Annotated in this window: 12 protein-coding genes; all 12 read left to right on the top strand. The window is 42.2% G+C overall.

The genetic code is table 11. From position 1 onward, the window contains the following. Positions 1-5: 5 nt before the first annotated feature. The gene (locus IEW82_RS00150; RefSeq protein WP_188687660.1) at positions 6-893 is read left to right on the top strand and encodes a sugar phosphate isomerase/epimerase family protein; all 888 of its coding nucleotides are present in this window, start codon (positions 6-8) and stop codon (positions 891-893) included. A gap of 22 nt (positions 894-915) precedes the next feature. Next, complete coding sequence (locus tag IEW82_RS00145; protein WP_188687658.1) at positions 916-1,932, top strand: Gfo/Idh/MocA family protein; 1,017 nt, start codon at positions 916-918, stop codon at positions 1,930-1,932. Positions 1,933-2,104: 172 nt separating this feature from the next. After that, entirely contained in the window at positions 2,105-3,463 is a 1,359-nt protein-coding gene (locus IEW82_RS00140; protein WP_188687656.1) for an extracellular solute-binding protein, read from the top strand. Positions 3,464-3,558: 95 nt separating this feature from the next. Then, the gene (locus IEW82_RS00135) at positions 3,559-4,449 is read left to right on the top strand and encodes a carbohydrate ABC transporter permease (protein ID WP_188687653.1); all 891 of its coding nucleotides are present in this window, start codon (positions 3,559-3,561) and stop codon (positions 4,447-4,449) included. Then, entirely contained in the window at positions 4,446-5,351 is a 906-nt protein-coding gene (locus IEW82_RS00130; protein WP_229672129.1) for a carbohydrate ABC transporter permease, read from the top strand. The genes IEW82_RS00135 and IEW82_RS00130 overlap by 4 nt, the downstream gene beginning before the upstream one ends. A gap of 68 nt (positions 5,352-5,419) precedes the next feature. Beyond that, positions 5,420-7,357 (top strand): glycoside hydrolase family 127 protein, encoded by a 1,938-nt coding sequence (locus IEW82_RS00125; RefSeq protein ID WP_188687652.1) that lies wholly within the window; start codon positions 5,420-5,422, stop codon positions 7,355-7,357. 186 nt (positions 7,358-7,543) lie between these two features. Next, the gene (locus IEW82_RS00120; protein ID WP_188687650.1) at positions 7,544-7,684 is read left to right on the top strand and encodes a hypothetical protein; all 141 of its coding nucleotides are present in this window, start codon (positions 7,544-7,546) and stop codon (positions 7,682-7,684) included. 291 nt (positions 7,685-7,975) lie between these two features. Then, entirely contained in the window at positions 7,976-8,158 is a 183-nt protein-coding gene (locus IEW82_RS00115) for an HAD family hydrolase (RefSeq protein ID WP_188687648.1), read from the top strand. A gap of 160 nt (positions 8,159-8,318) precedes the next feature. Next, positions 8,319-9,500 carry a sn-glycerol-1-phosphate dehydrogenase gene (locus IEW82_RS00110; RefSeq protein WP_188688810.1) on the top strand — a complete coding sequence of 394 codons (1,182 nt, stop codon included), beginning with the start codon at positions 8,319-8,321 and terminating at the stop codon, positions 9,498-9,500. A gap of 18 nt (positions 9,501-9,518) precedes the next feature. After that, positions 9,519-11,192 carry a ribulokinase gene (locus tag IEW82_RS00105; protein WP_188687645.1) on the top strand — a complete coding sequence of 558 codons (1,674 nt, stop codon included), beginning with the start codon at positions 9,519-9,521 and terminating at the stop codon, positions 11,190-11,192. Positions 11,193-11,205: 13 nt separating this feature from the next. After that, positions 11,206-11,892 carry an L-ribulose-5-phosphate 4-epimerase gene (gene araD, locus IEW82_RS00100; RefSeq protein ID WP_188687643.1) on the top strand — a complete coding sequence of 229 codons (687 nt, stop codon included), beginning with the start codon at positions 11,206-11,208 and terminating at the stop codon, positions 11,890-11,892. Between the two features lie 31 nt (positions 11,893-11,923). Then, entirely contained in the window at positions 11,924-13,408 is a 1,485-nt protein-coding gene (araA, locus tag IEW82_RS00095; protein WP_188687641.1) for an L-arabinose isomerase, read from the top strand. The last annotated feature ends 73 nt before the right edge of the window (positions 13,409-13,481 follow it).

Raw genomic sequence — 13,481 nt, 5'->3', positions numbered from 1 at the left:
TGAAAATGAAGCAAATTCGCATAGGAACTCTGGTTAATGGGGAAGATGCAGTCCGATTACTTCCACAACTTATACCCCATGGTTTTGAGTCTTTTAGCTTAACGTTTTGGCAATCAACGGGTCAGACTGATGTATCAGAACTGGCAAAGCGAGTGATGGATAGTTTAGAGAATCAAGATATTGTAATTTCATGTTTGTCGATTTTTGGAAATGCGTTAACTGGTGAAGGAAATAATGCGGACACCTTAGCAAGCTGGGAACGCCTCATTGATTCGGCGCATGCATTTGGAACGGATCTTGTTACAGGTTTTACAGGACGAATGCCTGGCTCCATAGATGCATCCATGACTCGCTTTACGGAAGTGTTTGGAGAGCTGGCGAAACGCGCAGAATATGCCGGTGTTAAATTAGCCTTTGAAAATTGCGATATGGGTGGGACATGGGAACAGGGAGATTGGAATATTGCACACAATCCAATGGCTTGGGAAATGCTATTTAATGCGGTATCAGCAGAAAATATTGGATTGCAGTGGGAGCCCTGCCACCAAATGGTTAGCTTAATTGATCCTATCCCGCAGCTACGTAAATGGGTAGATACAGGGAAGATTTTTAATGTACATGGAAAGGATGCTACGATAGCTTGGGATGTTGTCCGAGAATATGGCATTCATGGGCCAAAAGACTTTGTTTGGCACCGCACCCCAGGGTTTGGTGATACCAATTGGGTAGATATCCTTTCGATATTAAGACAGGGTGGCTATGAGGGGAGTATAGATATAGAGGGCTATCATGATCCTGTTTACAGGGAGGAATGGGAAATGACGGGTCAAGTTCACGGGTTAAATTATCTCAAGCGTTGTCGCGGTGGGGAATTTATAGCAAATCCTAAGTAAAATGTTTCAGAGGTGATGGGATATGAAGACACATAAAATTATTGTTGCAGGTTGTGGAGGCATGTCTAACCAATGGTTGGATTATGCCCAAGCACGATCAAATGCTGAAATTATAGGTCTTGTTGATATTTTTGAAGAAAATGCTATAAAGATGGCAGAACAACGGGGGCTTGATGTGCCTATCTTTACAAATCTATCACAGGCAATTAGGGAGACGGCTGCCGATCTTGTATTTGATGTCACAGTTCCTTCAAGTCATAAAGACATTGTGACGACGGCCTTACGAGAAGGATGTCATGTCTTTGGTGAAAAACCGATGGCAGCATCTATGGATGATGCAAAAGAGGTTGTCGAGCTGAGTGAACAAATAGGGAAACGTTATAGCGTGATGCAAAATCGTCGCTATAATAAGCACATTCGTGCCTTCCGAGATTTTTTAATGACTGGAGCGATTGGAAGGACGGGGTCTATTCATGCTGATTTCTTTTTAGGTCCACATTTTGGTGGTTTTCGTGATGAAATGGATCACGTACTTATTTTAGATATGGCTATTCATACCTTTGATCAAGCGAGATTTATAACGGGGGCAGATCCTGTATCTGTCTATTGTCATGAATATAATCCACACGGATCATGGTATAAAGGGAATGCCGCTGCGATATGTATTTTTGAAATGGATGATGGCACCGTCTTTAGTTATAATGGCTCTTGGTGTTCTGAAGGTTTATCAACGTCGTGGGAAGCCGATTGGCGTGTGACTGCCAGTCAAGGTTCAGCGACATGGGACGGTTACCATACCCCCATTGCCGAAGCTATTGATGATACGCAGCCATCAGGATTTATGAACACTTTCAAAACATTGGATGTGACAGAAAACTGGAATGGTCAAGAAGGGCATTTTGGATGTTTAGATGAAATGTTCACGGCTTTGGAAGAGGATCGACTAGCAGAAACGGATTGCTCAGATAATATTAAGAGCATTGCGATGGTCTTTGGAGCAGTAGAGAGTGCTAAGACAGGTAAAAAGATATATTTATGATTCGATTTGTGAGCCTTTTATTTTATCATCACTTTTGGTAGCCCTTACATTTTTGTTTTTCCAAATACTATATTTATATGTTTTCTTACAATAAAACATTTATCTATCTGTATAGAAGTTCTGATTGGAAGGTCCTTTGTAAAGTCTATAAAAAATAGGGAGTGGAGAATGGATGAAAAAATACCGCATTCTACTCGTTCTTTTCTCAATAGTGCTAATCTTTATGACTGGATGTGCAGGTTCTGGGTCTGGCGCATCTAGTTCAGATGGAAAGGTCACTATTACTTTCATGAACTGGGCCGGTGGTGGTGAAAAGGCTTCTTTGGAGCGAGCAGTTGAGGCTTTTAATAAAACGCATTCAGATATTTATGTCAAGCAAGAATTTGTTACTGGGGATTATGATACCAAAATCAATTCTCTTCTTGCAGCAGGTGATCCGCCTGATGTCGCCTATGTCTATGAATATAACACGATGGCATGGGGAGAAAAGGGAATTCTAGAGGATTTGCAGCCTTATTTTGAAAAAAGCAAGGATGTTAGTATGGATGACTTTATACCGGGTGTTTTATTTAATAATAAAGGAAAAACATGGGGAGCGGGGATTGGCCCAGAGACGATGGTGCTATTTTACAATAAAGAATTATTTAAAGATGCAGGCATGGCTCCCCCATCAGCCGACCCCCATCATCCCTGGACTTGGGACCAGTTTGTTAATGCGGCCAAAAAGCTAACTGTGGATGTTAACGGGAAACACCCTTCAGATGCTGCTTTTAATGCAGATCGAATTAAAACCTATGGTGCTATGATTCCTATTGGGTTTAATACGCTTGACCCTTTATTGAGGAGCAATGATGGAGGTTATGTATCAAGTGATGGTAAAACGATTGAATTAAATTCGCCGGACTCTTTAGAGGTTCTACAAAAGGTGGCTGACCTAAGCTTTAAAGACCATGTAGCCCCGATTCCAAAGAAAGCCTCTACTTTGCCAGATGCACCGATAATGGTACAGAACAAGCAGTTGGGCATGTATATCAGTGGGAACTATGATAATGCGACATTTGGAGAAAATGGTTATCAACCTGGTTATGCGGCTATTCCTATGTTTAAGAAGCCTTCTAATATTGCTTGGGCTGCAGGGTTCTCTATGTTCCAGGGGAGTAAGCATAAAAAAGCAGCATGGGAGTTCATGGAGTATATGCTTAATCCAAAGAATATAAAATCGATGTACTCGGATTCTGTATGGATACCGACCAAGAAATCGTGGTATACAGACAAAGAGAAGCTAAAGCTCTGGACAGGAAATAGCAGGCACTCAGGTAACTATAACAAGGTCGTTCTACCAACGATGCTCGATAATATTGCTCAATTACCTGATACTGTGACGATTAAAAATTTCAATGATATGCAGAAATACTTTGATGACGCCACAGGAAAGTTATTTGATGGCAATGGTAAGACCTCAGCAGAGAAGGCTATAAAGACATTGGATACGGACAAGATCAAACAATTGTTAGACGGTGCCTATAAATAATAAGTCAACGGGTTAAAGAGAGGTGAAGTAACGAACTTCACCTTTTTCTTAGATTAAGAGTAGAGAAATCTTCTAGAGGGTGGGTGTTCGAAAAAATGACCAAAATTGAAAAGAAGAATCTAGCATGGGGTTACTTATTTATTGCTCCAGCTATTATTGGTTTAACACTTTTTATTGTTGCACCGATGATCTTTAGTTTCATTATTAGTTTTACTGATTGGGACATGATTACATCATTTAAATGGATCGGTTTGACCAACTATCAAACAATATTTACTGATGATATTGATTTTTGGAATTCCATAAAGGTCACCTTTATTTTTGCAATTGTGCAAGTGCCCTGTGTGCAAATTTTTTCTTTTTTATTAGCTAATTTATTAAATAGCAAGGTTAAAGGGGTGTCGATATTTAGAACGCTATTTTATATCCCCTCTATCCTTCCCTTTGTCGCAGTAGCGATTTTATGGATGTTCATTTATAATCCGGATTTTGGATTGCTTAATCAATTCTTAGGGTTTTTTCATATTCCTCCGCAGGATTGGCTTGTGAGTAACAAGCTTGTTATTCCTTCCTTAGTCATTATGGCAATGTGGATGGGCGGTGGCGCAATGATTATTTCTCTTGCGGGATTGCAAGGTGTTCCAAACTATTTATATGAAGCGGTTGAAATGGATGGCGGTGGGAGAATCCATAAATTTTGGTATGTTACGGTTCCGATGATGAGTCCCATCATCTTCTTTAATGCCGTCATGAATTTAATTGGCGTGATGCAGGCATTTAATGAGGCTTACATTATGACTCAAGGGGGGCCCGATAAACATACTTATTTTTATTTATATATGATTTATCAAGCGGCCTTCAAAGAGGGGCATATGGGATACGCTAGTGCATTAGCTTGGATCTTATTTGTGATTCTTGTGATCGTTACCCTTCTTGTATTTAGATTTTCAAGAAATCTCATTTACTATGAAGCGGAGGTGAAATGATGAATCCTACAACAAAACTGCCAAGCTCTCTAGAACAGCCAAAGGAACGGATTGTTTCAAGAAAAAATAAATCATTTAAGGAAATCATCTATAAAACGTTTATCTATTTATTATTAATCTTAATTTCATTAATAATGATTTTTCCTTTTTATTGGTTAATCAGAAGTGCGCTGATGACCCAAGTTGAAGTCTTTACAATGCCAGTTAAATGGCTGCCTTCCATTCCCCAATGGTCCAACTTCAAGGAAGCTCTAACATCTGCCCCCTTTGGCTTATATTTTAAAAATACCATTTTTCTAGTTGTTCTAAACGTTTTCGGAGCTCTTTTAAGCAATAGCTTCATTGCCTTTGGTTTTGCACGAATTTCATTTAAAACTAGAAATTTTTGGTTTGGATTTGTGTTAATGACTTTGATGCTGCCGGGGGCAGTCATGCTTATCCCACAATTTGTCGGCTGGAAAGTAGTGGGTGCATATAATACTTACTTTCCGTTAATACTGCCAGCATTTTTTGGGAATGCCTTCAATATATTTTTGTTAAAACAATTCTATTCGACCATTCCAATTGAATATGATGAAGCAGCAAAGGTGGAAGGGGCGAATTACTTACAAATTTGGTATAAGATTATTTTGCCGCTCTCTAAGCCGGCATTGGTAACCATTGGTGTCTTTACTTTCTTATCGGTATGGAATGATTTCATGGGACCGTTATTGTATTTGAATGATGAAAGTAAGTGGACACTAGCTCTAGGATTACAAAGCTTTCAGGGGCATTATTCTTCACAATGGAATTTGTTAATGGCTGCAGCTGTTGTGATGTTTGCCCCTTTGGTTATTCTATTCTTTTTTGCCCAAAAGCAAATTATGTCTGGGGCAAATTTAACAGGCGGAATAAAGGGCTAAAAAATAATAAATATTCTGAATTAAGGTGGGGTCTATGATTGAAATACACTAAGCTAGGGGGCGTTCTTATGAGAAGTCAAAAGATATCTCAGCAAAGCAAGGTGAGAATAACGGATAGCTTTTGGAGAAAACGGATGGATATCATCCGTAATGAAGTTATTCCTTATCAGTGGGAGGCTTTAAATGATCGGTTACCTGATGCTGAACCAAGTTATGCCGTTCAAAATTTCCGAATTGCAGCAGGTGAAAGCGAGGGTGAATTTAAAGGGATGGTCTTTCAGGATAGTGATCTCATGAAATGGCTTGAAGCTGTGGCATTTAGTCTTGAACAAGATCCTGATCCAGAGCTAGAAGCTATTGCTGATGGAATGATCGAACTTTTAGAAAGGGCTCAACAAGAAGATGGATATTTAGATACGTATTTTATAGTGAAAGCACCAGATAAACGATGGAAGAATTTACGCGATTGTCATGAGCTTTATTGCGCCGGACATATGATAGAGGCAGCCGTTGCTTATTATGAGGCGACAGGCAAGGAAAAATTTCTCAATATTGTTTGTCGTTATGCCGACTATATTGCTTCTATTTTTGGGCCGGAAGCGCAAAAACTGAGCGGCTATCCGGGCCACCAAGAAATTGAGCTTGCGTTAGTGAAACTGTACCGTGTGACAGGGAACCCACGTTACCTTAAACTCAGTCAATATTTTATTGATGAACGAGGAACACAGCCACATTATTTTGACGTTGAAAAAGAAGTAAGGGGCGATCATGAGCAGTTTTGGTGGAAGAATGATTATGCCTACATGCAAGCGCATCGACCGGTTCGAGAACAGACTAATGCTGTAGGGCATGCTGTCAGAGCAATGTATATGTATGCCGCCATGGCCGATCTTGCAAAGGAAACTAAGGATGAGCCGCTGTGGGAGGCCTGTCAAGCTCTATGGCAAAATGTAACGAGACAGAAAATGTACATCACTGGTGGGGTTGGTTCTCAAGCCTATGGCGAGTCCTTCTCTTTTGATTATGATCTGCCTAACGATCTTTGCTATACAGAGACATGTGCATCTATTGGATTGGTGTTTTGGGCTTGGCGCATGCTTAGAAATGAGGTGAACCGTGAGTACGCTGACGTGATGGAAAAGGCTTTATATAATGGAACGATCAGCGGAATGGATCTAGATGGTAAGAAGTTCTTCTATGTTAACCCTCTTCAAGTGTCTCCAGAAAACATTACTGAAAGACAGGAGAGAGCTCATGTCAAGCCTGTTCGCCAAAAGTGGTATGCTTGTGCCTGTTGTCCGCCCAATCTTGCACGATTAATTGCCTCCCTTGGCCATTATATTTATTCTGCACACGATCAACAAGCCTTGATTCATTTGTATGTCGGGAGTGAAATAGAACTTGATTTAGCTGGGAGACAAGTCAAACTTTCTCAACAAACCCATTATCCTTGGGATGAAACCGTTATTATTTGTGTCACGCCAGATAAAGCGGCAGAATTTACGTTAGCATTACGTATTCCGGGATGGTGCCAGAAGGCAAGGTTAACTGTTAATGGAGAAGATATACAGTTAAAAGGCTGCATGAAAAATGGGTATGTTTATCTAGAGAGACTCTGGAGAGCCGGCGATCAATTAAAGCTTCATTTAGCGATGCCGATTGAGCGGATGCGGTCTCATCCGGCAGTCAGAGCGAATGCGGGAAAAGTAGCTTTACAGAGAGGACCTGTTGTTTATTGTCTAGAAGAGGTTGATAATGGAAACTTTCTTGATCAAATGGTGTTGCCACGAGATCAGGCGCTAAAATGTTATTTTGATAAGAGCTTACTGGATGGGATCGTTGTTATAACAGGAGAAGCAGAGAGAGCCGGAAGGGTTTCAAATGAGACAGCTCTTTACTTTAATCAAGGGTTGAGTTCTGATTCTCTAAAGTTCAAAGCGATTCCATATTATGCTTGGTGTAATCGCGATCCAGGGGAAATGTTGGTATGGATACGTGAAAGATAAATAAAAGTGAAGATGGGATAGATGGTGTGATTCATACCGTTTATCCCTTTAATATTTTAAAAAAACGAAAAATGATTGACATGAAAAAAGAGGAATTATACACTATATTTATACGTACAATATTTTATAAAATTAAAATATGTTAAATTCATACGTACAAATATTGAATGAGAAGGGTATGTCCATGTGACCATTGGGGATAAAGAGGGCTTTATCATTGATCGCAATGGCGCAGCTTTTAGGGGAGAACACCTTATCGAAGGAGCAGTACAAACCATCTTCAGGCTTCATTCCCTTAACAAACGCATTGTGTTTTTAAGCAATTGAGGTCATTTATCGCCAGAGCTGTGTGGAAAAATTACATAGGCGTGGCATAGACACAAAAGAAGAACTACGGTTATCGACCTATGTTGCCGCCAAATTTTTGAAAGCGCACTATCCAAGTATGACACTGTGGAGGTTCGGTGATCAAGGTTTGATTGATGAATTGTAGGATGCCAAGCTGACCATGGCAAGTCATCCTTGGAGAAGCGGATGGGCTTGTCATTATCTTGCATGAACACATAATGTATAACGACCTAAACAATGCCTTCTGTTGTGAAGGGTGGGGCAAGAATAATGGCGACCAAGATCGATAAATCCTTTCCAAGTGAGGAGGGGGAGTCCATTGGTGTTGCTGGAATGTTAGGAGCGATAGAAGCGACAACCAATCGGCCAGATAGTGTTGTGGGTGAACCGTCGCACATCATGGCAGGTGCAGCCTTAAAACAGCTGCGTCTCCCGCCAAAACGATGGGGATAACCTTAGCTCAGACATCGCGATGGGCAAACTTTATGCTGTTACTACAGTTTTGCTATGAACCGGTGGAACTTCTCTTGAACAGGTGCCCCATAGTCCTTTTAAGCCTGACCATGTTTTAGCGTCACGTGCTCATATATTAGAGGGGGAATGACCTTTGGAGATGCTCGCGAAATTTAAAGCTTTGTCAAAGCAGATCAATGGGCAAGACATTGGTGTGGAGCGCGTTGTGATTGAGAGCAATGCCCTATCTAAGATTCCAAAGTATATACAGGAAAAAGGGTTTGAAAAGATTGCGATCATTGCTGATGCCAATACATTTGAGGCAGCGGGTAAGCGATTAAGTGAGCGATTCACGCAGGAGGCGCTTTCGTATTATTGCCACCTGTTAACGATGGACCAGCATCAGCAAGTGGTGGCTAACGAGGAGACCTTGGTTGAACTTTTTCTTGCTATTGACGATGCAACAGATGTTTTAATAGCTGTTGGTTCAGGAACAATCCATGATATTGTTCGGTTTGTAAGTGATAAGATGGCTAAACCCTTTCTCTCTGTTCCTACCGCAGCATCTGTTGATGGCTTTACATCTAAGGGAGCGCCACTCATTTTAAGAGGAAGTAAACAAACCGTTCAAGCAGCATCACCATTAGCACTCTTCGCCGATTTACGGGTATTGGCAGAAGCACCAGCGGAAATGACGGCAGCAGGTTTTGGCGATATTCTAGGGAAATATACATCCTTAGTCGATTGGAAAATTTCACATTTAATAGGGAAAGAACCCTATTATCAAAAGGCTGCGGAGATGACAAACCGTTCTCTGCAAGCTTGCGTGGAGCATGTTCATGAGATTGCAGCGCGGGATGAGCGAGGGATCAAGCGACTGATGCAGGCCTTAATCGAATCTGGTCTCGTTATGTTAGTTCTTGATTATTCACGTCCGGCGTCAGGAGCGGAGCATCATCTTTCCCATTATTGGGAGATGGCCTTACTTCGCCAAAATAAGCGGCAGCTCTTGCATGGGGCAAAGGTCGGGGTAGCGACGACATTAATTGTTGATCTGTATAAAAAACAATGTAAGCGGTTAGAAAGAGAAAGGCTTCAGAAGTTGCCTGTTCATGGCGAGGCGCTTTATGAGCATTGGCCAGCAATCGTCGACTTCATTGAGAGATTACCAGATAAAGAGTATTTACAAGCTTTATTAAAAACAATGGGAGGTCCGGGAAGCACGAAGGAGCTAGGACTTGAACCAGCGCTTATACAAGCCAGTCTTCAAGAAGCCCACCATCTTAGAGCGCGTTGCACAGGCTTGTTTTTAATCAATGAAAATAAACATTATGAGCAATGAGTCGAAGGAGCAAAGAATATGGGAAAAAAATACGCGATAGGTGTGGACTATGGTACCGAATCGGCACGTGCTGTTCTCGTCGATCTCACTAATGGTGATGTGATCGCAACGGCAGTCGAAAATTATCCGGATGGCGTGATTGATGAGCGATTGCCTGGGACAGAAATTATGCTTGGACAGGATTGGGCATTGCAGAATCCTAATGATTATGTCACATGCTTTATCTCAACCGTTCAATCGGTTGTATCACAAACAAAGCACGAGATTAAAGCTGAGGATATTGTAGGAATAGGCATTGATTTTACATCTTGTACGGTATTGCCGGTCAAAAAGGACGGCACGCCACTATGTAATATACCGTACTACCGGGATAATCCACATAGCTGGGTCAAACTTTGGAAGCACCATGCGGCACAAAAAGAAGCCAATTGTTTAAATGAGGTTGCTCAGCAATTAGAGGATTCCTTTCTTCAGCGCTATGGAGGAAAAATCTCTTCAGAATGGCTTTTCCCAAAGCTATGGCAGATTTTAAATGAAGCCCCTGACATTTATGATCAGATGGATCGCTTTATTGAAGCGACAGACTGGATGGTTTGGCAGTTGACGGGAAATGAAGTCCGTAATTCTTGTACTGCAGGTTATAAAGCAATTTGGCATAAAGAGCAGGGGTTTCCGGATTCTACGTTCTTTAAACGGCTTGATCCTCGTTTAGAACATGTTGTCGATGAAAAAATTGGTCGAGAGTTCTTGCCTGTTGGTTCTCGGGCAGGGGGACTCACACAAAAGATGTCTGAACATGTTGGTCTGTTGGCAGGAACGTCTGTAGCGGTAGGAAATATTGATGCCCATGTTTCGGCACCACCCACGGGTGTCATTGCACCTGGCAAGATGTTAATGATCATGGGAACTTCAACGTGTGACATTTTGCTAAGTAGGGAGGAAGTCGCTGTTCCGGGTATTTGTGGCGTAACCTTTGATGGCGCGATTCCAGGTTATTTTGCCTATGAATCTGGACAGCCTGCCGTTGGGGATGTTTTTGCCTGGTTCGTGAAGCAGGCTGTCCCAGAGCACTATTTTAAAGCCGCCTCTAAGCGTGGGATATCTATTCATCAATTGCTAGAAGAAAAGGCGACTCAACTGTCAGTGGGTGAAAGCGGCTTGCTAGCGTTGGATTGGTTGAACGGCAATCGCTCTGTCTTGGTGGATGTAGATCTATCTGGTGTCATACTAGGTTTGACTTTGAGCACCAAACCAGAGGAGATCTACAGGGCATTTATTGAAGCTACAGCTTTTGGTAAGCGTTTGATTATTGAAAATTATGAAAAAAATGGCATCGCCGTGGAGGAACTAGTGGCTTGTGGCGGTCTTCCGCATAAGAATGCCATGCTCATGCAGATTTATGCGGATGTCACTGGAAAAACCATTACTGTATCAGAGCATGTTCAAACGCCGGCAGTCGGTGCGGCAATGTTTGGAGCTGTTGCTGCTGGAACGGCCGCTGGTGGCTATTCTAATATTTCTGAAGCAGCTGACCATATGGCGAAATTAAGTGAAGATAAAATTGTCCCTAATCCTGAAAATCGGCAGCGCTATGAGCCGCTCTATCAGGAGTATAAAAAGCTCCACGATTACTTTGGCCGCGGAGGAAATGATGCGATGAAGGTTTTAAAAAGCTTAAAAAATAAAAAGTAAGGAGTCCTCGCGAATGTTAGAAAAGCTTAAGCAAGAGGTATTAGAGGCCAATCTAGCGCTTCCTAAGCATGGCTTAGTGACCTTTACTTGGGGAAATGTGAGTGGGATTGATCGTGAAAAGGGTCTAGTGGTAATAAAGCCGAGCGGTGTGCCTTATACAAAGCTCACCCAAGATGAACTGGTTGTTTTGGATTTGGAGGGGAATAAGGTTGAAGGAGAACTCAATCCCTCCTCGGATACACCGACACATATTGTCTTATATAAGGCGTTTCCAACGATTGGTGGCATTGTCCATACGCATTCTTCTTGGGCGACAAGCTGGGCACAAGCAGGGAGAGATATTCCAGCGTTTGGTACCACACAAGCGGATTACTTCTATGGCACCATTCCCTGTACGAGACCGATGACGCCAGTTGAAATTGCTCATGATTATGAAAAAGAGACGGGAAATGTCATTGTAGAGACCTTTCAAGACATAAGCCCTGAACAGATTCCAGGCGTCCTTGTTCACAGCCATGGTCCTTTTGCTTGGGGAACGGATGCTGCCAATGCTATTCACAATGCTGTGGTTTTAGAGGAAGTGGCAAAAATGGCTTATCGGACGGTTGATCTTAACCCAGAAATTTCAGCAATGGATCGTCATTTGCTAGATAAGCATTTTTTGAGAAAGCACGGTGCCGACGCCTACTATGGTCAATAGGAGCCAGATTGAGATCAAAGGAGAGAGAATAATGATAAGTATTAAGCCTTATGAATTTTGGTTTGTGACAGGAAGTCAGCATCTTTATGGAGAGGATGCGCTTAGGGAGGTAGAGAAGCATTCCATTCATATTACACAGGGGTTAAATCAAGGAGATCGCCTGCCATATAAGCTTGTTTTTAAATCGGTTCTAACCACCTCTGATGCGATAAGAGCGTTGTGTAGAGAGGCGAATAGTGATGAGAACTGCGCCGGACTTATGACTTGGATGCACACCTTTTCACCGGCAAAAATGTGGATTGCAGGTTTAAGCGAATTACAGAAGCCCATACTTCATCTGCATACCCAATTTAATCGTGATATTCCATGGGATGATATTGATATGGATTTTATGAATCTCAATCAATCCGCCCATGGTGATCGTGAATATGGCTTTATCCATACACGTATGCAGCTTTCTCGAAAAGTGATCGTGGGCTATTGGCAGGATGAAGCAGTCAAATCACGTTTGAGTGCTTGGATGCAAACGGCTGTTGGACATAACGAAGGAAAAGGACTTAAAGTGGCGCGCTTTGGTGATAACATGCGTCACGTTGCAGTCACGGAAGGCGACAAAGTTGAGGCACAAATCAAGCTTGGATGGACGGTTGATTATTTTGGTATCGGCGATCTTGTAGAAAGGATTCAGAGCATCTCAGCAGAGGCGGCCAATGCTTTATGTAGAGAATATGAGGCGTTATACGATTTTCCAGAATCAGCAAGTAAGGAAGGGGCCATTCGTGAATCCATTAAAGAGCAAGCAAAAATAGAGCTTGCTTTAAGGGCCTTTTTAGAGGAGGGAGGGTATACAGCATTTACAACGAATTTTGAGGATTTACATGGTATGAAGCAGCTTCCAGGATTAGCCGTCCAACGCTTAATGGCTGAAGGATACGGCTTTGGAGGGGAAGGCGATTGGAAAACAGCTGCTCTCACTCGAATAATGAAAATGATTGCAAATAACCAAAAAACATCATTTATGGAAGATTACACATATCACCTGGAACCCGGTAATGAAATGATCCTTGGATCGCATATGTTAGAAGTGTGCCCAACGGTCGCTTCAACAAAACCAAGAATTGTTGTTCATCCTTTGTCAATGGGAAACAAGGCAGACCCTGCACGTCTTGTCTTTGATGGCGTAGAAGGAAAGGGGGTGAATGTATCTCTTATTGACATGGGGAATCGTTTCCGCTTAATTGTGAATGAAGTGGAAGCGGTTAAATCAAGTAAAGAGACACCGCACTTACCTGTTGCTAAAGTGCTATGGAAGCCCCAGCCATCGTTGCGTGAAGCGACCGAAGCATGGATATATGCGGGTGGGGCACATCATACCGTGTTTTCTGGTCAGGTTTCCATTGAGCAATTATGTGACTGGGCAGACATGGTGAAGGTAGAATGTGTCGTAATAGATAGGACAACACAGGTTCGTCAGCTTAGAAAAGAACTTCAGTGGAGCGAGGCGGCTTGGAAGTAATCACTTAGGGGTACGCTGTTGCTGTATCCGCTAGGTCCTACATTTTCAAAGAACCACCTGAATCGAAGGGGAG

Source organism: Pullulanibacillus camelliae, from assembly GCF_014642655.1.
Classification (GTDB): Bacteria; Bacillota; Bacilli; order Bacillales; family Sporolactobacillaceae; genus Pullulanibacillus; species Pullulanibacillus camelliae.
Note: the sequence above shows the minus strand (reverse complement) of the source record. Positions and strands in the feature narration are given on the sequence as shown.